Below are 21,231 nucleotides of genomic sequence, written 5' to 3'. Positions count from 1 at the left end.
CGCCGCCCGCTCCACCGGCCTCGGCTGGCCGACGTCCGCCACCGCCTGACCCGCCCGCCGCTCAGGCACCAGGCGGGTACGTCCCGCGCCCCGTCAGCGACCCGTTCTGCGGACGTCCCGGGTGCCTGACCGCCGGGAGGTACCGTCGAACCATGATCACCGGCCGGTCGGCACCCGGGGCGCGCGCGACCTCCTCCGGCGGCGCCGGTCGCGGGGCGGCGACCGCCGAGCTGGCCGGTCTCGTCGCCGAGATCGCCTTCGTCGTCCTCATGGCCCTCGTCGTGCTCGTCTCGCGGGTGGTCCTGCCGGGCTGCGAGGGGGACAGCTGCATCGGCAGCCCCCGGCTGTACGCCGCCGTCCTCGTCTCCCCGCTCGTCCTGCTCGTCGCTTTCGCGGGTGCGCTGGCGGCCTTCCGGGTCCGGCGGCCCTGGGTCGTCGCGCTCGCCGCCGTGCCGGTGGCGCTGGTCCTGCTCGTCGCGGCGGTGGCCGTGCTGCTCGGCGTCCTGCGGTCCTCCCTGCTCCTCACCCTCGTCGCCGCGGCGCTCGCGGTGGCGTTCGGCCCGCTGTCGGCGGCGTCCGCGGACGCGCTCGTCAACGGTCGGGGGCCGCTGCGGTTCGTGGCCGCGCCGGGGGTCGTCGCCCTTGTCGTCCTCGTCGTCGTCGCGAGCCAGCTGCTGGGCCCGGGCTTCCGGGCCGGGAAGGTCACCGCGCTGACGCCGCAGCCGTACGCCTACGACGCCCCCGGCGCCGCGCTGAGCTCGCTGACCGCCAACGCGACCACCGGGGTCCTCGAGCTGGAGTACCTCGCCGCCGACGAGTCCGTGAGCGTCCACGAGTTCGCGCCGCTGACCGCCGCCGAGCGGGCCGGCGAGTGCCCGCCCGACCTGCCCGTCGGCGAGCCGACCGGGCTGTGCCGCAGGCTGCCGTCGCCCGGCGCCGGGGTGACGATCTGGCGCAGGCCGGTCGGGTCCGGCGGGACCGGCGACCCGTACGTCCTCGTGGCGCGCCCGGACGTCACGCTCGTGCTCCTCTCGACGAGGATGCCGGACGACGCGGGCGCGCTCGCGCTCGTCGCGAGGCTGGGGCCGGTCGAGGCCGGCGCGCTCCTGGACGAGGCGGAGAACGTCTACGTCTGAACAGACCGCCCGGGCCCGACAACGTCCCGGGGACGGATCGCGTCGTACCCCGGCGACGGTGCCCGCGCGGTGCGGCCACCGGCTGGAGGGGACCATGGGACCAGACGAACGGCGCCCGCGGGACGAGGAGTTCACCTCCTTCGTCGCCACGCGCTGGACCGCCCTGCTGCGCACCGGCTACCTGCTCACCGGCGACCGCGCCACCGCCGAGGACCTGGTCCAGACCGCCCTGACGAAGACGTACGTCGCGTGGGGCCGGCTGCGGGACGTCTCGGCCGCCGAGCCGTACGTGAAGCGGACCATGGTCACGACGTACACCTCGTGGTGGCGGCGGCACCGCGGACGTGAGCGCACGGTGCCCGAGGTCGCCGACCGCGCGGGCGTCGTCCGTGACCGGCTCGGCCGGGACGGCGCCGCCGAGGACCTGGAGTCGGTGCTCTCCCGCTCGGTGCTCTGGCCGCACCTGGCCGCGCTGCCCCGCGGGCAGCGCGCCGCCGTCGTCCTGCGGTTCTACGAGGACCTGTCCGAGATCGAGACCGCCGAGGCGCTCGGCTGCAGCGTCGGCACCGTGAAGAGCCAGACCCACCGGGCGCTCACGACGCTGCGCGCCGCGATGCGGGACGGCGTCCCGGTCGCGGCCGGCGCGCCACCCGCTGCCGGCAGCCCGACCACGTCCACGACGGAGGGAGACGCCCGATGAACGCGACCCGCATCCCGGCCGGAGGTCCGGAGGACGTCGACCTCGAGACCCTGCTGCGCGCCGAGCTCGGCGGCGTCGCCGGCGCCGCCGCCGACCAGGGGACGCCTGCCCCGACCCAGGCCCTGCTCGCCCGCGGCCGCGCGGCCCGGCGTCGTCGCACGGCGGTCGTGACCGCAGGGGGTGCGCTCGCGACGGCGCTCGTGCTCGCGGTCGGGTTCGGTGTCGTCGCCCCGCAGCTGCGCGCCGACGGCGGGCCCGCCGTGACGCCGTCCCCGCCGCCCCGCGACGTGAGGTCGTGGGTGGCGGCCCTGCCCGCCGGTCCGGTGCCCGCCGTCGAGCGGCTGCCCGCGTCGCAGGACGGCGTCGTGCGGTGGGGCGGTGCGCAGACGCAGCTCCCCGAGGGCGTCGCGGGCCGCGGCCGGTTCGCGATCCCGCACGGGGCGACCGACCGCGGGCTGCTGCTCGCCTGGTTCAGCGACCAGGGCACGGGTGGCGACGACTACGCGATGGAGCTCGGCTGGCTCGCGGGCGGCCGGTGGTCCCCGGTCGACACCCTGTTCGTGCTCGACGCGGCGGTCAGCCCGGACGGCACGCAGTACGCCTACTCGGGGACGACGGCCACGGCCGCGGCGCCGAAGCCGTCGACCGTCCTCGTCGTCCGCAGGGTCGCCGACGACTCGGTCGTCACGCGGCGCACCGTGCCGGACCGGACCGTCGTCCGGGGCTGGTTCGACGGGAAGGTGCTCGTCACGGACGCGGACGGCACGCTGCCCCGCGTGCTGCGCGGCGACGCGCTCGAACCGCGCGACGACCTGATCCCCACCGCCCCCGACAGCGGGGACCCGGTGGCGCTCACGTCGCTGCGCGGCGACGTCGTCGAGTTCACGCTGCCGAGCTTCCAGGGGTGCCCGGAGGTCGGCGGTGCGCCGACGGTCCAGACGGCGGCCAAGCGGTTCGAGGGCGGGGCGGAGACCGGCAACCGGATGCTCGGGTGCGTCGTGCCCGACACCGAGCTCGTCTCGCCCGACGGCGCGTGGTTCGTCGGGTCGGGGGACGAGCTCACGGTCCGCTCGATGGCGACCGGCGAGCCGGCCGGCCGGCCGGGGCCGGAGCTGCCGATCGGCGCCGCGACGCCGATCTGGGAGTCGGACGGCGCCCACGTCCAGGTCGTGCTGCACCTCGACGGCGACCTGCGGTCCGCGACGATCGTGCGGTGCGCGGTCGCGGACGGGTCGTGCGTGCGGGCGCAGACCTGAACGCCGGGCGACGACAACCCGCCGGACCCCGTTCGCGTCGTAGCCCGTGACAGGGGATGCGGAGCGGACGGGAGCCGGTGAGCAGGTCGCAGGAGGGTGCGGACGTCGCGCACCTCACGGCGTTCGTCGCCGCGCGCTGGAACGCGCTGCTGCGCGTCGCCTACCTGCTCACCGGCGACCGGTCGTCGGCCGAGGACCTCGTCCAGACCGCGCTCGCGAAGACCTACGTGGCGTGGCCGCGGATCCGGGACACCGGGGCCGTCGAGGGCTACGTCAAGCGCACGATGGTCACGACGTACACGTCGTGGTGGCGACGGCACCGCGGTCGTGAGTCGGCCGTGGCCGAGCCCGCGGACGCCGGCGGCCGGCCGCTCGCCGCACCGGGTGCGACCCCGGCCGACGACCTCGAGTCGGTGCTCCACCGGTCGGTGCTCTGGCCGCACCTGGCCCGGCTGCCGCGGGGCCAGCGGGCGACCGTGGTGCTGCGGTTCTACGAGGACCTCTCCGAGGCCGAGACCGCGGCGCTGCTCGGGTGCACCACGGGCACGGTGAAGAGCCAGACCCACCGGGCGCTCGCGACGCTGCGGGCGGCGATGCTCGAGAGCGGGCTCGCCGTCGTGGACGACGAGGGGCGGGTGACCCGATGAGCCTCACCCACGACGCGGACGGCGTCGGCCCCGACCTCGAGCTGATGCTGCGCTCCGAGCTCGGTGCCGTCGCGGACGCGGTGGGGACGGCGGCGGGTCCGGTGCCGGTGCGGGCCGTGGTCGGGCGCTACCGGACGGCCAGACGCCGGCGGCGGGCCGCCGTCGCGGGCGGGGCCGCGCTGGGGACGGTGCTCGCCGTCGCCGTCGCGACGGCGTTGCCGGGCCCTGCCGTGCGGTCGGAGGAGCTGCCCGCCGTCCGGACGCCGCGACCCACCGGTTCGGTGACGCTCCTGGACGCGCCCACCCGACGACCGGTCGACGACGTGACGGACCCGCTCTCCGAGAAGATCATGACCTGGGTCGCCGCGCTGCCGACGTCGACGGACGTCGACGCCACGCTCGCGCCCACCGGCATCGAGGTCCCCAGGGACGCCGACGGCGCACCCCGGGTGGTCTCGCCCGACGGCTCGCTCTACGCGACCCACCTGCAGTTCGGGGACCGGGCCTCGGGCGTCGACCTGCGTTTCGAGCTGCAGGTGCGACGGGTGTCCGACGACGGTCTCGTCGACACGGCGCTCGTCGGGCAGGACACGACCCCGGTCGGGTGGGTCGGTGACGACGTGCTCGTCACCGAGCCGGACCAGGGCGGCGTCGGCATCCCCTTCGTCTGGACCCCGGGGCAGACGGCGCTCGTGCGGGTCGCGGGGCTGTCGAACTCCGAGGATCTCGTGTCGAGGGCGGGCGACCGGCTGCTCGTCGAGCAGTTCATGCTCTCGTCCCGCTGCCCGGCCCCGACCGTCGACGCCCGGGTCGTCCGGCTCAAGGGCTCGGACATCCTGCGGGTCTGGGAGGGCTGCTCGCGGAGGGACGCACCGGCCATGTCACCCGACGGCCGCTACGTCGTCGACGCTCGGTCGTGGTTCACGGCCGTCGACCTGCGCACCGGCACCCCCCGGGACGTCCCTCGCCTCCCGCCGCCCGTCGCCACCGCGGCCTGGGAGCGTGCGCCCGACCTCGTGTGGGAGCAGGACTCACGGCACTACCGGCTGACGATCCCGCTCGGCGTTCCCGGGGCCGCCGGCGGGGTGACGGTCGTCCGCTGCGAGGTCGCCGACGAGGGCACGTGCGTCCGCCTCCCCGGCACCGCATGACCAGCCACCTCTGACCCGGGGCGGCGGCCTCACCCCGCCCGGTCGAGCAGCAGCCGCACCTCCCGCAGCGCGCGGTGCTCGTCCGCCCCGCCGCGGAGCACGCCCTCGAGCGCCCCGATCGCGGCCTCGACGGGCACCGGCCAGCACGCGTGCCGCAGCGTCTCCAGCGCGGCGAGCCGGACGTGTGCGCGGGCGAGGTCCGGACCGGTCTCGCCGCCGTGCCGTGACGGGTCGGTGCGGCGGAGCACCTCGGCCTCGCGGCGCAGCGTCTCGTGCAGCGCGGCCACCGGCTCGAACGTCGGCAGCGGCCCGCCGGCCGTGGTGCCGAAGCCGGACGTCACCGCGGCGACGGCCGGGTCGCCGTCGAGACCCGCGGCGGCGAGCCGGTCGAGGGCCGCCCACTCGGCGATCGCGCGCTGGGTCGCCGGCGGTGCGGCGACGACGCGGGCGACGAGGTCGGCCATCGACCAGGCGAGCGTCGTGTGCTCGGGGGAGGCCGGGCGGAAGTCCTCGGCCACCGGCAGCACGGGGTAGACCACCGTGTCCTCGTCGAACCATGCCTCGAGCACGTCGAAGCCGGCCCAGGTCGCCGCCGCCTCGATCCCGGCCGGGACGGCGCTCGTGTCGCCGGTGACGGCCTCGAGGAGCGCGGGCAGCAGGTCCGCCGGCAGGTCCGGCCGCGGCTGCTCCTCGAGCCCGATGAGCTCCTCGGAGCCGACCGTGGCGCCGTCCTCGACGAGCGTCAGCCGGGTCACGGCGTTGACGTTCCAGAACATGCTCGCCGCCCGCCCGGCCGCACCCACCTGCCGCAGCACCTCGGGCCGCGAGCCCTGGTACCCGTTCGCCTCGGCGACGACCACGCCGCTGCGCGTCGCCAGGACGCACACCGCGTCCACCATCGCGAGGCCGGCCTCCTCGACCGTCATGGGTGACGACAGGTCGGCCCCGAAGGCGGCGAGCACCTCGTCCCGCCTGCCGTCCGCGACGAACGTCAGGCAGCCGGCCTCCAGGAGGTGCCCCAGGCCGAGCCCGCGGAGCAGGCGGACGAACACCTCCTCGTACGGGTCGACGTCGTCCGGACCGGACTGCCAGGTGAGGATCTCCCCGCCGTCGACGACCGCCGGGCCGCCCGGCTCCTCACCCGGGTACACGAGCCCGATCTGCCGCCGGATCTCGTCCATCGTCTCCATGATCGCCACGGTCTCGGCGACCGGCAGGTGCGGGCTCTCGGTGAGCCCTTCGGCGACGCAGCGGGCGAGCTCGGCGGCCTCGAACCGCAGCCCTTTGCCCCCGCCGTCCCCGCGCCCGCCGACGATCTCGGCCGGCGTCTCGTAGCGCTCGACGTGCCCGTCGCGCCGGGTCAGGGTGAACGACGTCAGGGCGTAGAAGGTCGGGTCGACCTCGATCGTGCCCTCGGTGCCGGAGATCCAGGCCCGGCGCGGGGTGAGCGCCTCGAGCGTCGTCGTGAGCACGGCGTGCGCACCGCCCGGGTACTGCAGGATCACCGACGTCTGCGCGTCGACGCCGGTGAACGCCGGGTCGCTCACGGCGGTGACCCGGGAGGGCGCGCCGAGGATCATCGACGCCCACGAGACCGGGTAGATGCCGAGGTCGAGCAGCGCGCCGCCGCCGAGGTCGGGGTCGAAGAGCCGGTGGGTCGGGTCCTGCGCGAACCACTGGCCGTGGTCGGCGACGAGGGTCCGGACCTCCCCGATCGCGCCGGCCGCGATGAGCTCGCGGATCCGCAGGGTGTGCGGCAGGAACCGGGTCCACATCGCCTCGAGGACGACGACCCCGGCCTCGCGGGCGGCGTCGGCGATCGCGTGCGCCTGCGCCGCGTCGACGGTGAACGCCTTCTCGACGAGCACGTGCTTGCCGGCCGCGACCGCGGCGAGCGCGCCCTCGGCGTGCGCGGGGTGCGGGGTCGCTACGTAGACGGCGTCGACGTCGGGGTCGCCGACGAGCCCTGCCACCGAGTCGTAGCGCCGGGGGACGGCGAACCGGTCGCCGAACGCCGCCGCGCCGGCCGCCGTCCGCGACCCGACGGCGACCACCGAGTGCGTCGGCAGGTTGGCGAGGTCGGTGACGAAGGCCCGGGCGATGCCGCCGGTGCCGAGGACGCCCCAGCGCAGCCCGGGGGTGTCATCGGTCAGGGGGGTGGGGCCCGGATCGGTCATGGCCGCACCCTTCCACACCGCACCGACGGCGTCCGGTGACCCGGTGGTGACCGCGCCGTGACCGCCTCCTGGTGTCCTGCCCGACGACGGTGTCGACAGGAAGGTGGGCGGTCCAGGTGCACGGTCGCGCAGCGTGGGCAGTGGACGGACGACCCGGACGACGGCCCGGACGACGGCCCGGACGGCGGCCCGCACGACGGCGGGCCCGGCTCCTGGCGGCAGGTGCGGCCGCGGTGCTCACCGCCGCCGGGACCGCGCTGCCGACGGCCGCACCGTCGTCCGCCGCCGAACCGTCGCCGCAGAACCGCCCGCCGACGGCCGTCACCGACACCGTGGTGACCCCCGAGGGGACGACGGTGGTGTTCTCCGTGACGGTGAACGACACCGACCCGGACGGCGACGCGCTCACGCTCACGTCGGCGACGGATCCGGAGCGTGGCACCGTCTCGTGCCTGCCCTGGGGGCAGTGCACCTTCGCCCCGGACCCCGGTGCGACCGGCGAGGACTCCTTCACCTACACGGTGTCCGACGGCCGGGGCGGCGTCGCCTCGGGCGCGGTCCGGGTGACGGTGACGCCGGTCGCGCCGCCGAACCGCGCACCGGTGGCGGCGCCCGACGCCGTCGTCACCGTGCAGGGCACCGCGGTGACGTTCGACGTCCTCGCCAACGACACGGACGCCGACGCCGACCCGTTGGGCGTCGCCGTCCGGTCCCGCCCGGCGCACGGCACGGTGGACTGCTCCGGCGCCGGTCGGTGCCGGTACCTCCCCGCGGCCGGTTTCAGCGGGAGCGACACCTTCGGCTACACGGTCTCGGACGGCCGCGGCGGCTCCGCCGACGCGGACGTCACGCTCACGGTCACCCCGGTCGGCACCCCGCCGAGCACCCCCACGACCCCCAACCACGCGCCGCGGGCACGGGCGGACGCCTGGACGACGACGAAGGGCACCGCGGTCACGGCGGACGTCCTCGCCAACGACACCGACGTGGACGGCGACCCGCTCACCGTGACGTCCGCCGGGCGGGCCTGGAACGGCACCGTCCGCTGCACGCCGTCCGGCTCGTGCACCTACGCACCGCGTCCGGGCTTCACCGGGACCGACGCGTTCACCTACACGGTGACCGACGGCCGGGGTGCGAGCCGGTCGGCGGGCGTCCTGGTCACGGTCGAGGACCCGTCGTCGCCCACGTGCGTGCGCGTCTGGTGGTGGCCGCCGAGCTGGGTCGGCTGCGTCTGACCCCGGCCGTGAGCCCGGCCGTGAGCCCGGCCGTGAGCCCCGCCGTGGGGCACGGGGTCAGTCGTCGCCGGTGCGCCGCCGGAGCACGAGGAGCGCCCCGGCGAGCAGGACGACGATCCCGCCGACGGTGAGCAGCAGGGTCCGGTTGCTCGTGCCGGACGGCGCGTCAGCGGCCGGGTCGCCGGCCGGGGCCGCGGCGTCGCTGCTCGGCTCGGGCGCGGCCACGGTCGCCTGGACGCCCTGGTCGAGGCGCACGAGCGCGATCGGGTCGAGCGTGGAGAGCTGGGCGGCGTAGATCTCGGTGCCGACCTGACGGGTGACGACCTGGTTCCAGGCCGTGCCGTCCCACGTGCACAGGACGACGGTCTGGGTGGTCTGGCGCACCGCGCGCAGGTTGACGATGAAGGCCGCTCCCGCGGCGAGCGGCACCTCGGCGCCGTCCTTGCCGTCGGCGAGGGCCGAGAACTCGTAGAGGTTGCTGACGATCGTGCCGCCGTCCCCGTACGGCTTCGGCGCCGCCTTCGGCGTCGCGATGAGGTCGATGGACGTCGTCTTCGCCGGCGCGGCGAAGGCCCCCTCGGCCACGGAGAAGGCGACCTGCGGACCCTGCTCGCTGCTGAACCCGCGGGACGCCTCGCTCACCGCACCGCTGTCGCCGGGCGTGACCTGGATCGTCGCCCGGGCCGGCGTCGCCGCGGCCGCGGCCTTCGACTCACCGGGCGGCGGGGTGACCCAGCGGTACGGCTCGTCGGGGAAGCCGATGCCGTCGTAGAGCGGCGGCGCGTGCGGCGGCCGGACGGCGACCGTCGCCCCGAGGGCGAGCAGGGCCGCGACGAGCACGACCCAGCCGCGCCGGCGGCTGCGGAACGTCAGCGCCGGCGCCGTCACCGCAGCCACCACCCGGCGAGGTCGGCGAGCGTGTGTGCCACCGCGGGACCGCCCCAGCCTCCGGACACCATCCGCACCCCTCCGAGCAGGAGCCCGACGACGAGGTCGAGCACGAGAACGGTCCAACCGTAGAGGGGCACGTGGAGCAGCCCGAAGGCGACCGTCGTCACGCCGAGCGCGACCCACTCGCCGGCCCACCGGTCGAGGGCCGTCCAGAGCACGCCGCGCAGCAGCATCTCCTCGGTGACGGCCACCGCGGTGACGACGAGCGCCCAGAGCGGAAAGTCGCGTGCGGGCAGCGCGCCGCCGTCCGTCGTGAGGTGCACGACGAGCGGGACGACGCACAGCGCGAGCGTGCCGAGCCCGCCGAGCGCGACCTGCCGCCGCCACGGCCCGGGCCGCAGCGCCTCGCGGCGGTCGGCGAGCACGACGACCGCGAGCAGGAGCACCGCGAACACGGCGCCGGCCCGGACGCTGCGCACCCCCGCGTCCCCGGCCACCCCGAGCCGGACGGCGAGCGCACCGGCGAGCCCGGCGACGAGCGCGACCGCCGGCGCGGCGGCACGCACGCCGGCGGAGCCCACGCCGGGGGAGCGGACCGGTGCGAGTGTCACGCCGAGCCGCCCGAGTGCTCGACGAGCGGCTGCGCGAGCAGCCACAGGCTGAGCATCGTGTAGCCGACCATCGCCGCCAGCCACGGCCACTCCGACCGCCGGGCGAGCGCGACGGTGGAGGCCGTGCGCCCGAGGTGCCGGTGCGCGAGGACGACGGCCACGACGTGCGCGACGACGATGACGACGATCTGGACGTACCAGATCACCGCGGTCGGCAGCAGCGCCGTCGAGACGACGTAGTCGTCGTTGAACGGGTAGGGCAGCGAGAGCGGCCAGGCGTCCGAGCCGACCGGGTTGCCGAGCAGCGGCAGCAGGAGCTGGCCGTTGACGACGACGTACTGCAGGTAGTGCGCGAGCAGGTAGCCGTAGGCGATCGGCAGCAGCGAGGGCAGCAGCCCGGTGAGCGCGCGCAGCGTCGTCGTGCCGGTGTGCGCCCCGGCCCGGCCGGCGGCGACCGCGAACGCGCCGAAGACGGCGAGGGTCACGGCGGTGAGCACCGCGAACGTGCCCGTCGCGAACACCTCGTAGCCCGCGCTGCCCGGGGCGACCCCGGCCGGGAAGGCCCCGGTGAACGTGCCCCACTGCGGCGTCGAGAGCAGCCCGTCGAACGACACGGACACGAGCAGCAGCAGGACGGCCACGACCCGGCTCGCGGACGCCTCGAACGGCACGTCGAGCCCGCCCGCGAACCCGCGCCGGCCGCCCGCCCGGAACCGCCACCGGCCGAGCCGTCCCCACGTCGCGAAGAGCACGGTGAACATCTCGCCGCGGCCGTTCCAGGCGTCGGCGCCGAAGACGATGCCGCCGACGGCGCAGACGAGCGCGTAGACGACGAGCCCGGTCGCGGTGACCCGGGGGAGCGTCGCCGTCTCGTTGAGGACGAGCTCGCTGACGACGACGGCGAAGTAGACGCCGGCCGCGAGCCACCAGCCGAGCGCGGGCGGCCACGGCAGGGGCGCCGTCCGGTTGAGCACGGCCTTGCGGACGGCGGGGGCACCGGCGGCGCGGGCGATCGCCGCGAACGGGTTGACCGGGCCGGTGAAGTCCCCGACGGCACCGACGACGAGCGGCAGCGCGACCCACACGACGAGCCAGAAGAAGACCGGCAGCAGGTTCGCCGACACCTCCTGGCTGCCGAGCAGGCCGCACAGCACGAGCAGCACGAGCACGACGACCGACAGCGCCGGCAGCACCCGGCCCCCGGACGGCGGCACGACGACGTCGGCGCGCACCGTGTCGTCCGGGGCCACCTCGCGCCGGTAGACGAGCGCGAACGACAGCAGGACGACGAGCGCGCCGCCGAGGACGAACAGGCTGAGCGGGACCGGGCTGTCGTACCTCTCACCGAAGGCATGCGCGAGCACTGTGCGACGGTAACGGCAGCGGCACACTGTCGGGGTGCGCATCGACCTGAACGCCGACGTCGGGGAGTCCTTCGGCCGCTGGACGCTCGGCGACGACGACGCCCTGCTCGAGGTCGTGACCAGCGCGAACGTCGCCTGCGGGTTCCACGCGGGCGACCCGGCGACGCTGCGCCGCACGTGCGCGACGGCAGCCCGGCACGGCGTGGCGCTCGGCGCCCAGGTCTCCTACCGCGACCTCGCCGGGTTCGGCCGCCGGTTCGTCGACGTCGCCCCGGCCGACCTGCGGGACGACGTCGCGTACCAGGTCGGCGGGCTCGCGGCGCTGGCCGCGGCGGCCGGTGCCCCGCTGGCCTACGTCAAGCCGCACGGTGCGCTCTACAACGCGGTCGTGCACCACGAGGCGCAGGCCGCCGCGGTGGTCGAGGCCGTCGCGGAGCTGTCCGCCGGTCCGCTCGCCCGGGCCTGGGGCGGCCCGCTCGCCGTCCTCGGGCTGCCCGGCTCGGCGCTGCTCCGGCACGCCGCGGACGCCGGGCTCCGGGTCGTCGCCGAGGCCTTCGCCGACCGCGGCTACACGCCCGCCGGCACCCTCGTGCCGCGCGCGGAGCCGGGTGCCCTCGTCACCGACCCCGCCGAGGTCGCCGCCCGCGCCGTCCGGATGGCCGTCGACCACGAGGTCGTCGCCGTCGACGGGTCGGTCGTCGCCGTCGATCCCGGCTCGCTGTGCGTGCACGGCGACTCCCCGGGCGCGGTCGGGCTGGCCCGCGCGGTCCGGACGGCGCTCGCGGCGGCCGGGGTCGACGTCCGGTCGTTCGCCGCGCCCTGAGCGATCCCTCACCGACTCCCGGCGGGATACTGGCGCGATGGGCACCTGGCCGGACGACGGCATCGCACGCGACGGCATCCGGCTGCGCCGCTGGCGCGCCGAGGACGCCGAGCAGCGGTTCGCGATCCACGACACCGAGTCGATGCGCTGGTCGCCGCCGATGGGCCCGCGCGGCCTGGACGCCCAGCGTGAGCGGATCGAGAAGGCGCTCGCCGCCGAGCCCGGGTCGGAGCCGCTGAGCCTCGCCGTCGTCGACGACGCCGACCCGGCGCGGGTGCTCGGGGACATCGACGTCCGGCCCGGCCCGCCGCCGCCGTTCTCGGTCCGCGACGTCGGCTACGCCGTCCTGCCGGCCGCCCGCGGCCGCGGGATCGGCAGCACGGCGCTGCGGCTGCACACCGAGTGGCTGCTCGACCCGGACGGCGGCGACGTCCTGCGGGTCCAGCTCGACCACGCCGTCGAGCACGTGGCGTCCTGCCGGACGGCGCTGCGGGCCGGCTTCGGCATCGAGGGCCGGCGGGCCCGGTTCCTGCCGCTGCAGGAGAGCCCGGACGCACCGGTCGTCCACCACGACGTCTGCCTGCACGGCCGGGTCCGCGACTGACCCGGGACCGACCCCGGCCCGGCACGATGGTCCCGTGACCGACCGGCGGCTCCTCGCGTGCGGCGACGTCGGCGTGCTCGTCGACGCCGAACCGGACGACGTCCTGCCGCTGCACGCGGGTCTGCGCCGTTCGTGGGCGGCGGGCAACGCGCCGGACGGCGTCCTCGACCTCGTCCCGGCGGAGCGCTCGCTGCTCGTCGTCCTCGACCCGGCCCGCACCGACGTCGCCCGGGTCGCCGCGTGGGTGCGGGCGACGCCGTCCGAGGCGGTCGACGACGCGCACGCCGCCGAGGTGACCGTCGACGTCCGCTACGACGGCGAGGACCTCGACGCGGTCGCCGCGCACGCGGGCCTGACCGCCGCCGAGGTCGTGGCCGCGCACACCGCGAGCCCGTGGCGGGTCGCGTTCACCGGGTTCGCGCCCGGCTTCGGCTACCTCGTCGGCGGCGACCCGCGCCTCGCCATCCCGCGCCTCGACACCCCGCGGGTGCGGGTCCCGGCCGGTGCGGTCGCGCTCGCCGGCCGGTACTGCGGCATCTACCCCCGGCCGTCGCCCGGCGGCTGGCGGATCATCGGCTCGACGGACGCCGTCCTGTGGGACGTCGACCGCGACCCGCCCGCGCTGCTCCGGCCGGGCCTGCGGGTGCGCTTCCGGGCGGTCGGCCGATGAGCGCGGCCGGCCCGCCGGTGCTCGACGTCGTCCGCGCCGGGCCCGCGACGACGGTGCAGGACCTCGGCCGCCCCGGGCTCGCGCACCTCGGCGTCACCCGGTCCGGCGCCGCCGACCGCCGCGCGCTGCGCCTGGCCAACCGGCTCGTCGGCAACCCCGAGGCCGCGGCGGGGCTCGAGGTCACCCTCGGCGGGCTCGCCGTCCGGCCCTCCGCCGACGTCGAGGTCGCCGTGACCGGAGCCGGCGGTCCCCTCGACGTCGACGGCCGCCCGGTCGGCCGCAACGCCGTCCTCCACGTCCGTGCCGGTCAGGTCCTCGCGCTCGGCACGGCGACCGCCGGGCTGCGCCGCTACCTCGCGGTCCGTGGCGGGGTCGCCGTCCCGGCGGTGCTCGGGTCCCGGTCGCGGGACACCCTCGCCGGGATCGGACCCGAGGCCCTGCGGGACGGCGACCGGCTCCCGGTGGGTCCGCCGCCGCCCGGCCCGCCGCTCGTCGACCTCGCACCGGTCCCGGACCCCCTGAGCGGTGAGGTCGTGCTCGACGCCGTCCGCGGACCGCGCGACGACCTGCTGCCGGCCGCCGTCGTCGACCGCTTGTGGGCGGTCCGGTGGTCGGTCGACCCGGCCAGCGACCGGGTCGGGGTGCGGCTCGCGCTGCCGCACGACGATGTGCAGCACGGCCCCGACCCTGCTGCACAGTCGGGTGCAGGTTCCGTCCCGAGCGAGGGGATGGTGCGCGGCGCCGTGCAGGTGCCGCCGTCCGGGCTGCCCGTGCTCTTCCTCGCCGACCACCCGGTGACCGGCGGTTACCCCGTCGTCGCGGTGCTCACCGACGCCTCGGCGGACCGGGCGGCGCAGCTCAGGCCGGGGCAAGGAGTGCGTCTGCGTACAGTGAGACCATGATCGTCGTCCTCGGGCTCGGGCTGGCGGCGGTCCTGATCGGGGCCGGGGTGCTCGTCGGCGCGGTCCGCAGGTGGACCGCCGACCCCGCGGAGCGCCCCCGGACGGCCACGTCCTTCGCGCTCGGGCTCTTCATCGTCGTCGCAGGCTCGTTCCTCACCGTCCTCGGCTGGCTCGGGACCCGGCTCGGGTCGGGGGACTGACGGCCCCTGGTCCGCAGCCCGGACGCCGGTGGCGTCGGGTGCGACCCGTGGTGCGGCAGCGTGGTCTGCCCGCGCGTTCGCGGCCGGCGGTACCGTGCCGCGCGTGAGCGACTTCTTCGGCGAGGACCTGTTCGGCGGTGGGTTCGGCCTCGTCTTCGGCGGTGTCGCCGCCGTGATCGGTGCCGGCATGCTCGCCGTGGGGTCGACGATCGTGCGCCGGATGCGGCAGGCCCGCGTCGTCCGGGCCCGCGCGCTGCCGGTGCGCGCCGTCGTCGTCGGCTCCCGGACGGCGGTCGAGCGCGACACGGACGGCGACCGGCGGTCCGTCGTCCGTACGACCGTCCGGTTCGAGGACAGCCGCGAGCTGACGCACGAGGTCGAGGTCTCGGTCGCGAACGCCTTCCGCGGGCAGGCCCCGGGCGCCGAGGTCGACGTCCTCTACGACCCGCAGGACCCGACCACCGTGCTGCTCCCGTCGGGCGGCAACGAGATCGTCGTCGGGGCCGCCGGCGGGTTCTTCGCCGTCCTCGGGGTCGGGGTGCTCGTCGTGGCCGCCCTCGTGCTGTCGGTGGCGCTCGGGCTCGGCGGCGGGGGCGACGACGTCCCCGGCGACGTGGAACTGCCCGGCGTCGTCGACGCCCCGTAGGCCGTCGATCTGGGCCGTCGATCCGGGCCGTCGGGCCGCGCCCGGACCGTCACCCGAACGGAGCACGAGTCAATCCCGGGCGATCCGGGCTTCAGTGGTTAGCCTGACGTGGATCACTCATCGCAGTCAGCCGATCACTGTGAGCCATCCCGGGGGATGAGGAGGCGCCATGACGAAGAAGGCTGAACCGGAGCTCGTCGTCGATCTCGTGAGTGCCGAGAGCGCGCCGCCGCACGGCGGGGACGAGCGCTTCCGGGCTCTCTTCGAGCACGCGCCGGTCGGGGTCGCGCTGTGCGACCCGGGCGGCCGCTTCGTCGACGTGAACCCGAGCTTCCGCGACCTGCTCGTCGGCACCGGGATCGACCCGGACGACGGCAGCCTGGAGGATCTCGTGCGGTACGCCGCGCCCGGTAGTGACGAGGCGACCGGCTGGCTCGACGACCTCGGCCGGGTCCGTGCGGGTACCGGGGACGTCGCCCGGGCGGAGGTCTCGGTCGCCCCGCCGGACGCCGCCCCGCGCTGGCTCGAGGCGACCGCCGTCCGCGTCGTCCTCGGCGACCAGCCGTACCTGCTCGCCCACATCGACGACACGACCCGCCGCCGGCTCGAGGAGCAGCGGCTCGTCCGGCTCGCCCTCCACGACGGGCTCACCGGCCTCGCGAACCGCACCCTGCTCGCCGAGCGCCTCGAGGACGCCCTCGCCCGCGGTGCCCGCTCCGGGCTGCCGGTCGGCGTCATCTACCTGGACCTCGACGGCTTCAAGGGCGTCAACGACCGGTACGGCCACGCGGCCGGCGACGAGCTCCTCGTCGCCGTCGCCGAACGGCTGACCCGGGTGCTCCGCGCCGGGGACACCGCGGGCCGGCTCGGGGGCGACGAGTTCCTCGTCGTCGCCGGGGACGTCGTCGACGCCGCCGCGCTCGCCGAGATCATGCGGCGCGTCGAGGCCGCGCTGCGGGTGCCGATCCCGGTGGACGGCGCCGAGGTCGTCGTCGTCGCGAGCTGCGGAGCGGTGCTCAGCCGGCCCGGGGAGACCGCCGACACGGTCGTGCGCCGCGCCGACGCCGCGATGTACGCCGCCAAGCGCGCCCGGCGCCGCCGCACGACCCGTCGCCCGCCGGCGCAGGCCGACCCGGTCCAGCTCGCGCTGCTCCAGGAGCAGGCCGCGGTCGCCCGCCCGCCGGACGTCGTCCAACCGGTCGCGCCGCGTCCGGCGCTGATCCAGGTGCCCGGCCAGGCGGGCCCTTCCCCTGCGAGCTGACGGCCCCGCCGTGCGGTGACCAGGCCCGATGCCGCAGGCTGTGCCCTGTGGGGGAGCCGGAGTTCGACGTCGCGGTCCTCGGCGCAGGTGGCGCCGGGCTGTCCGTCGTCGTCGCGCTCGACCGGCTGGCCCGCCGGCGCCGGGCCGCGGGCGAGGACGTCACCGTGCCGTCGGTGGTGCTCGTCGACCCGGTGGTGCGCGCGGGGGCCGACCGCACGTGGTGCTTCTGGGACGTGCCGGACGGCGAGGTGCTCGGCGCCGTCGAGGGCGCCGTCCACCGTCAGTGGCGGCGCGTCGAGGTCGTCGGCCCGGACGGTGAGGTCGGCGTCCACGACCTGAGCCCGCTGCGGTACGTCATGGTCCGGTCGGCGGACTTCTACGCGCTCGCGGACAAGGCGGTCGTCTCGCTCGGCGTCGAGCGGGTCGTCGCGGCGGTGGACGAGGTCGTCGACGGCGCCACCGCCGGCGCCGGGTCGCAGATCCGGACGACGGACGGCCGGACGGTCTCCGCGCGGTGGGTGCTCGACTCCCGCCCGGCCGCCCCGCGCCGTCCGGCGAACACGGCCTGGCTGCAGCACTTCCGCGGCCGGACCGTCGCGTTCGACCCGGCGACCCTGCGCCCCGGCGCCCTCGACCCGCAGGTCCCGGTCCTCATGGACTTCACGACCGCGCAGCCGCACCACGCCGTGAGCTTCGGGTACGTCCTGCCGCTCGACGACCGGCGCGCGCTCGTCGAGTACACCGAGTTCTCCCGCGCCCGCCTCACCGACGAGCAGTACGACACCGCGCTGCGCGGCTACCTCGAGAGCCGGTTCGGGGCGGCCGCCGCGGCCGCCGCCGTCGTCGAGGAGGTCGAGGACGGCGCGATCCCCATGTCGGACGCCGTCCTCGACGCCCGCCCCGCTCCCGGCCGGTTCCGGATCGGCACCGCCGGCGGCGCGACCCGCCCCTCGACCGGCTACACCTTCGCCGCGATGCAGCGCCAGGCGCACGCGATCGCCGAGGCCCTCCTCGCCGGCCGCCCCCCGGCCCCGCCCGCGGCCTACTCGCACCGCCACCTCTGGATGGACGCCGTCCTGCTGCGCGCCCTCGACCGCGGCCGCACCGGCGGCGCCGCCCTGCTCGCGACCCTCTTCGCCCGCAACCGCCCCGCCGACGTCCTGCGCTTCCTCGACAGCGGCACGACCCTCGTCGAGGACCTCACCCTCATGCGGACGACCCCGGTCCTCGCGATGACCGCCGCCGCGTTCGGCGACGCCGCCGCCCGCCTGCACCGCCGCGTGACCCGCCGCACGTAGCTGTTCCCGCGCGGCCCTCACTTCTGAGGGTGCGGGCGCCGTAGGTACCGATCCGGCGCCACAGCTTCGTCGTTGCCCCACGGCTTGCCGGGGCGTCGCCGGCGTTTCCTCGAGCATCGACGAATCTGTGGCGAGCTCGGACGCCTACCGCCATCCACAGATGCGTGCCTCATCAGTGAGGGCAGAGCAAGCCACCCTCAGAAGTGAGGGCAGAGCAAAGCATCAGCGCCCCTGCTCTCTGCCGGCTCTGCGACGGCGACCACGGGCGGGGCGAGACGGGTGACAGGCCTGCGCCGTCCGGGTGACGAACCGGGACCTCCGGTGCAGACCGACCACCCGCCCCGTGGTCTCATCGAGGTATGCGCCTGGATCATCTCTCGTACGCGGCGGAGCACGACGGTCTTCGGGCCACGGCGGCCCGGCTCGGGAAGGCGATCGGGGTCGCACCGGTCGACGGCGGGCTGCATCCGCGGTTCGGCACCCGCAACGTCGTGCTGCCGCTCGCCGGCGGGCACTACGTCGAGGTCGTCGAGGTGCTCGAGCACCCGGTCGCGGACAAGGCGCCGTTCGGGCGCGCGGTCCGGGCCCGGTCCGAGGCGGGCGGCGGGTGGCTCGGCTGGGCCGTGGCCGTCGACGACCTCGCGCCGTTCGAGGCGCGGCTCGGTCGGCAGGCGGTCCCGGGCAACCGGCACCGGCCGGACGGCGTCGAGCTGCGCTGGCACCAGATCGGCGTCAACGGGCTCATCGCCGACCCGCAGCTCCCGTTCTTCACGCACTGGGAGATCGAGCCCGGCCTGCACCCGTCGGTGGACGCCGACGGCACGGTCAAGCTCGCCGGCCTGCGGATCGCGGGCAGCCCCGAGCGCCTGTGCGAGTGGCTCGGGCAGCCGGGCGACCACCCGCTCGACGGGGTCGACGTCGAGTGGGTGGCCCCGCACGGCACGCCGGGACTGCTGTCGGCGTTCTTCGACACCCCGACGGGGCGCGTCGAGGTCTGAGCGGCTCAGCGGTGCGGCGTGAACCGCCGCAGCCGCAACGAGTTCGTCACGACGAAGACGCTGCTGAACGCCATCGCCCCGCCCGCGACGAGCGGGTTGAGCAGGCCGAGCGCGGCGAGCGGCAGCGCGGCCACGTTGTAGGCGAACGCCCAGAACAGGTTGCCCTTGATCGTCGCGAGGGTGCGCCGTGACAGCGCGATCGCGTCGGCGGCCGAGCGCAGGTCCGAGCGCACGAGCGTGAGGTCGCCGGCCTCGATCGCGACGTCCGTGCCGCTGCCCATCGTCAGGCCCAGGTCGGCCTGGGCCAGGGCCGCGGCGTCGTTGACGCCGTCCCCGACCATCGCGACGACCCGGCCCTCCGCCTGCAACCGCCGGACGACGTCCACCTTGCCCTCGGGGGCGACCCCGGCGACGACGTCCTCCGGGGCGATCCCGACCTCGGCGGCGACCGCCGCCGCGGCCCGGGCGTTGTCGCCCGTGAGCAGCACCGGCCGCAGCCCGAGCGCCCGCAGCGCGGCGACCGCCTCCCGCGACGTCGGCTTGAGCGTGTCCGCGACGGCGAGCATGCCGCGGGCGGCGCCGTCCCAGCCGACGAGCACCGCCGTCCGGCCGGCGGCCTCCGCGGCGTCGAGCGCCGCGTCGAGGTCGGCCGGGACGGCGAGCCCGCGGCCGGCGAGCAGTGCGCGGCTGCCGACGGTGACGTCGAGGACCGCGCTGTGCGCCGTCCGCACCCGCCCCGTGACGCCCTGGCCGGCGGTCGAGGCGAACGACTCGACGTCCGGCAGCGCTCCGCCGAGCTCGGCGAGCCGCTCCCGTGCGGCGTCCGTGACCGCGGCCGCGACCGGGTGCTCGCTGCCCGACTCGACCGCACCCGCGAGCCGCAGCGCGTCGTCCGCGTCGAAGCCCGCGGCCCGGGCGTCGTCCGACGCCGTGACGTCGACGAGCCGCATCCGGCCCTGGGTCACCGTGCCGGTCTTGTCGAGGACGACGGTGTCGGCGCGCCGGGTCTGCTCGAGCACCTCGGGGCCCTTGATGACGATGCCGAGCTGGGCGCCGCGGCCGGTGCCGACGAGCAGCGCCGTCGGGGTCGCGAGGCCGAGCGCGCAGGGGCACGCGATGACGAGGACCGCGACGGCCGCGGTGAACGCCGCCGTGACGTCGCCCGTGACGACGAGCCAGGTGACGAGCGTGCCGACGGCGATGACGAGGACGACGGGCACGAACACCGCCGAGACCCGGTCCGCGAGCCGCTGCACCGGCGCCTTGCCGCTCTGCGCCGCGGTGACGAGACGGCCGATCTGCGCGAGCCGGGTGTCGGCGCCGACGCGGGTCGCCCGGAGCACGAGCCGGCCCGACGTGTTGACCGTCGCACCCGTGACCGTGTCGCCGGGGCCGACGTCGACCGGCACCGGCTCCCCGGTGAGCAGGGACTCGTCGAGCGCGCTCGTGCCCTCGACGACGACGGCGTCGGTCGCGACCTTCTCCCCGGGCCGGACGACGAACAGGTCGCCGACCGCGAGCCGGTCGACGGGCACCCGCTCCTCGGTCCGGCTGCCGTCGTCGGCGACGCGCAGCCGCGCGACGTCCTTGGCGCCGAGCTCGAGCAGCGCGCGCATCGCGGCCCCCGAGCGGCGCTTGGCGCGGGCCTCGGCGTACCGGCCCGCGAGCAGGAAGACCGTGACGACAGCCGCGACCTCGAGGTAGAGGTCGGCGCCGCCCATGGCCCGCATCGCGGCCATGTCCATCCGCATGCCCGTGCCGACGTCGCCGCTCGCGGTGAAGAGCAGGGCGTAGAGGGACCACAGGTAGGCGGCGGTGACGCCGAGGCTGACGAGGGTGTCCATCGTCGTCGCGCCGTGCCGGGCGTTGACGACGGCCGCGCGGTGGAACGGCCAGGCGCCCCACACCGCGACGGGCGACGCGAGGGTCAGGGCGATCCACTGCCAGCCGTCGAAGGCCAGCGCCGGCACCATCGACAGCACGAGCACCGGCAGCGCCAGTGCTGCGCTGACGAGCAGCCGCTGCCGCAGCGCCTCCAGGCGGGTGTCCGCGGCGTCGGCCGCGGGCGCGGACGGCGGCCCGTCGGTCGCGACGTCCGGCTGCGGCGGGGCGGGCGGCGGCGGCGGCAGGGTCGCGCCGTACCCGGTGCGCTCGATCGTCGCGACGAGGTCGTGCGGGTCGAGGCCCGCGGGGAACGACACGTGCGCGCTCTCGGTCGCGTAGTTCACGGACGCCGTGACGCCGTCCATCCGGTTGAGCTTCTTCTCGATCCGGGCGGCGCACGAGGCGCAGGTCATGCCGGTGACCGGCAGGTCGAGCGTGACGAGCGGGACGACGGGCGGCGGGGTGGCCGGCGCCGTCGAGGGGGTCGAGGGCGGCGGGGTGTCAGTCGTCGACGACGGCATAGCCGGCCTCGTCCACGGCGGCCTTGACCGCCTCGCCGTCGAGCGGGGCGTCGCTGGTGACGGAGACGTTGGACGTCCCGCCGGCGACGAGGTCCACGGTCACGTCACGGACGCCGGCGAGCTCCTTGAGCTCCTCGGTCACCGCGTTGACGCAGTGCGAGCAGGTCATGCCGGCGACGTGGACGACGGTGGTGGTCACTTCGTTCTCCTCGTTGAGCGTGGTGCGTGCGTGGTTCGGTGACGTGCTCGGGTG

The 21,231-nt window shown here is 76.4% G+C and carries 21 protein-coding genes; 15 read left to right on the top strand and 6 right to left on the bottom strand.

What is annotated here, in order from left to right; all coding sequences use genetic code 11:
• Window positions 1-152 precede the first annotated feature (152 nt).
• The 5 genes from ECOMGDLI_RS29690 to ECOMGDLI_RS29670 all read left to right on the top strand — a co-directional run bounded on the left by ECOMGDLI_RS29690 (window position 153) and on the right by ECOMGDLI_RS29670 (window position 4,890).
• Window positions 153-1,136: a hypothetical protein gene (locus ECOMGDLI_RS29690; protein ID WP_088320443.1), complete on the top strand. Its 984-nt coding sequence runs from the start codon at window positions 153-155 to the stop codon at window positions 1,134-1,136.
• 94 nt (window positions 1,137-1,230) lie between these two features.
• On the top strand, window positions 1,231-1,836 hold the full coding sequence (locus ECOMGDLI_RS29685) for a SigE family RNA polymerase sigma factor (protein ID WP_088320442.1): 606 nt from the start codon (window positions 1,231-1,233) through the stop codon (window positions 1,834-1,836).
• On the top strand, window positions 1,833-3,092 hold the full coding sequence (locus tag ECOMGDLI_RS29680) for a hypothetical protein (RefSeq protein ID WP_088320441.1): 1,260 nt from the start codon (window positions 1,833-1,835) through the stop codon (window positions 3,090-3,092). Before ECOMGDLI_RS29685 ends, ECOMGDLI_RS29680 begins: the two co-directional genes overlap by 4 nt.
• Before the next feature lie 77 nt (window positions 3,093-3,169).
• Window positions 3,170-3,739 (top strand): SigE family RNA polymerase sigma factor, encoded by a 570-nt coding sequence (locus ECOMGDLI_RS29675; RefSeq protein WP_198955302.1) that lies wholly within the window; start codon window positions 3,170-3,172, stop codon window positions 3,737-3,739.
• Complete coding sequence (locus ECOMGDLI_RS29670; protein ID WP_088320439.1) at window positions 3,736-4,890, top strand: hypothetical protein; 1,155 nt, start codon at window positions 3,736-3,738, stop codon at window positions 4,888-4,890. The genes ECOMGDLI_RS29675 and ECOMGDLI_RS29670 overlap by 4 nt, the downstream gene beginning before the upstream one ends.
• Window positions 4,891-4,919: 29 nt before the next feature.
• On the opposite strand, the gene ECOMGDLI_RS35620 is transcribed toward ECOMGDLI_RS29670, so the two are convergent.
• Window positions 4,920-7,067, bottom strand: a complete 2,148-nt coding sequence (locus ECOMGDLI_RS35620; protein ID WP_198955301.1) for a Gfo/Idh/MocA family oxidoreductase — start codon at window positions 7,065-7,067, stop codon at window positions 4,920-4,922.
• Between the two features lie 233 nt (window positions 7,068-7,300).
• Between ECOMGDLI_RS35620 and ECOMGDLI_RS29660 the strand changes: the two genes are divergently transcribed.
• Entirely contained in the window at window positions 7,301-8,305 is a 1,005-nt protein-coding gene (locus ECOMGDLI_RS29660) for an Ig-like domain-containing protein (RefSeq protein WP_143448031.1), read from the top strand.
• 57 nt (window positions 8,306-8,362) lie between these two features.
• Here the strand turns inward: ECOMGDLI_RS29660 and ECOMGDLI_RS29655 are convergent, their stop codons facing one another.
• Genes ECOMGDLI_RS29655 through ECOMGDLI_RS29645 form a run of 3 tightly spaced genes read right to left on the bottom strand, consistent with a single transcriptional unit; the run spans window position 8,363 to window position 11,171 of the window.
• Window positions 8,363-9,193: a hypothetical protein gene (locus ECOMGDLI_RS29655; protein WP_088320437.1), complete on the bottom strand. Its 831-nt coding sequence runs from the start codon at window positions 9,191-9,193 to the stop codon at window positions 8,363-8,365.
• A complete protein-coding gene (locus ECOMGDLI_RS29650) occupies window positions 9,190-9,807 on the bottom strand; it encodes a CPBP family intramembrane glutamic endopeptidase (RefSeq protein ID WP_143448030.1) in 618 nt (205 codons plus the stop codon). The genes ECOMGDLI_RS29655 and ECOMGDLI_RS29650 overlap by 4 nt, the downstream gene beginning before the upstream one ends.
• Window positions 9,804-11,171, bottom strand: a complete 1,368-nt coding sequence (locus ECOMGDLI_RS29645; protein WP_088320435.1) for a hypothetical protein — start codon at window positions 11,169-11,171, stop codon at window positions 9,804-9,806. The genes ECOMGDLI_RS29650 and ECOMGDLI_RS29645 overlap by 4 nt, the downstream gene beginning before the upstream one ends.
• Window positions 11,172-11,205: 34 nt before the next feature.
• Here ECOMGDLI_RS29645 and ECOMGDLI_RS29640 point away from each other — a divergent pair, with 34 nt between their 5' ends.
• The 9 genes from ECOMGDLI_RS29640 to ECOMGDLI_RS29600 all read left to right on the top strand — a co-directional run bounded on the left by ECOMGDLI_RS29640 (window position 11,206) and on the right by ECOMGDLI_RS29600 (window position 18,573).
• The gene (locus ECOMGDLI_RS29640; RefSeq protein ID WP_088320434.1) at window positions 11,206-11,994 is read left to right on the top strand and encodes a LamB/YcsF family protein; all 789 of its coding nucleotides are present in this window, start codon (window positions 11,206-11,208) and stop codon (window positions 11,992-11,994) included.
• Window positions 11,995-12,031: 37 nt separating this feature from the next.
• On the top strand, window positions 12,032-12,598 hold the full coding sequence (locus ECOMGDLI_RS29635) for a GNAT family N-acetyltransferase (RefSeq protein ID WP_088320433.1): 567 nt from the start codon (window positions 12,032-12,034) through the stop codon (window positions 12,596-12,598).
• 34 nt (window positions 12,599-12,632) lie between these two features.
• Window positions 12,633-13,268, top strand: a complete 636-nt coding sequence (locus ECOMGDLI_RS29630) for an allophanate hydrolase subunit 1 (RefSeq protein ID WP_088320432.1) — start codon at window positions 12,633-12,635, stop codon at window positions 13,266-13,268.
• Window positions 13,265-14,170, top strand: coding sequence for a biotin-dependent carboxyltransferase family protein (locus tag ECOMGDLI_RS29625; RefSeq protein WP_088320431.1), 906 nt, complete (start codon window positions 13,265-13,267; stop codon window positions 14,168-14,170). Before ECOMGDLI_RS29630 ends, ECOMGDLI_RS29625 begins: the two co-directional genes overlap by 4 nt.
• Window positions 14,167-14,370 carry a hypothetical protein gene (locus ECOMGDLI_RS29620; RefSeq protein ID WP_088320430.1) on the top strand — a complete coding sequence of 68 codons (204 nt, stop codon included), beginning with the start codon at window positions 14,167-14,169 and terminating at the stop codon, window positions 14,368-14,370. Before ECOMGDLI_RS29625 ends, ECOMGDLI_RS29620 begins: the two co-directional genes overlap by 4 nt.
• A gap of 103 nt (window positions 14,371-14,473) precedes the next feature.
• Window positions 14,474-15,016, top strand: coding sequence for a DUF3592 domain-containing protein (locus ECOMGDLI_RS29615; RefSeq protein WP_158221208.1), 543 nt, complete (start codon window positions 14,474-14,476; stop codon window positions 15,014-15,016).
• Between the two features lie 169 nt (window positions 15,017-15,185).
• Complete coding sequence (locus ECOMGDLI_RS29610; RefSeq protein ID WP_088320428.1) at window positions 15,186-16,277, top strand: sensor domain-containing diguanylate cyclase; 1,092 nt, start codon at window positions 15,186-15,188, stop codon at window positions 16,275-16,277.
• Between the two features lie 47 nt (window positions 16,278-16,324).
• Complete coding sequence (locus ECOMGDLI_RS29605) at window positions 16,325-17,575, top strand: lycopene cyclase family protein (protein ID WP_198955300.1); 1,251 nt, start codon at window positions 16,325-16,327, stop codon at window positions 17,573-17,575.
• Window positions 17,576-17,934: 359 nt separating this feature from the next.
• Window positions 17,935-18,573: a VOC family protein gene (locus tag ECOMGDLI_RS29600; RefSeq protein WP_088320426.1), complete on the top strand. Its 639-nt coding sequence runs from the start codon at window positions 17,935-17,937 to the stop codon at window positions 18,571-18,573.
• A 5-nt stretch (window positions 18,574-18,578) separates the two neighbouring features.
• On the opposite strand, the gene ECOMGDLI_RS29595 is transcribed toward ECOMGDLI_RS29600, so the two are convergent.
• Together ECOMGDLI_RS29595 and ECOMGDLI_RS29590 are read right to left on the bottom strand one after the other, a co-directional pair.
• Window positions 18,579-20,978 carry a cation-translocating P-type ATPase gene (locus ECOMGDLI_RS29595; RefSeq protein WP_088320425.1) on the bottom strand — a complete coding sequence of 800 codons (2,400 nt, stop codon included), beginning with the start codon at window positions 20,976-20,978 and terminating at the stop codon, window positions 18,579-18,581.
• Window positions 20,959-21,177, bottom strand: a complete 219-nt coding sequence (locus tag ECOMGDLI_RS29590; RefSeq protein ID WP_088289918.1) for a heavy-metal-associated domain-containing protein — start codon at window positions 21,175-21,177, stop codon at window positions 20,959-20,961. The genes ECOMGDLI_RS29595 and ECOMGDLI_RS29590 overlap by 20 nt, the downstream gene beginning before the upstream one ends.
• Window positions 21,178-21,231 lie beyond the last annotated feature (54 nt).

Origin of the sequence: Kineosporia sp. R_H_3, from assembly GCF_002198675.1 — a bacterium.
GTDB lineage: Bacteria > Actinomycetota > Actinomycetes > Actinomycetales > Kineosporiaceae > R-H-3.
Note: the sequence above shows the minus strand (reverse complement) of the source record. Positions and strands in the feature narration are given on the sequence as shown.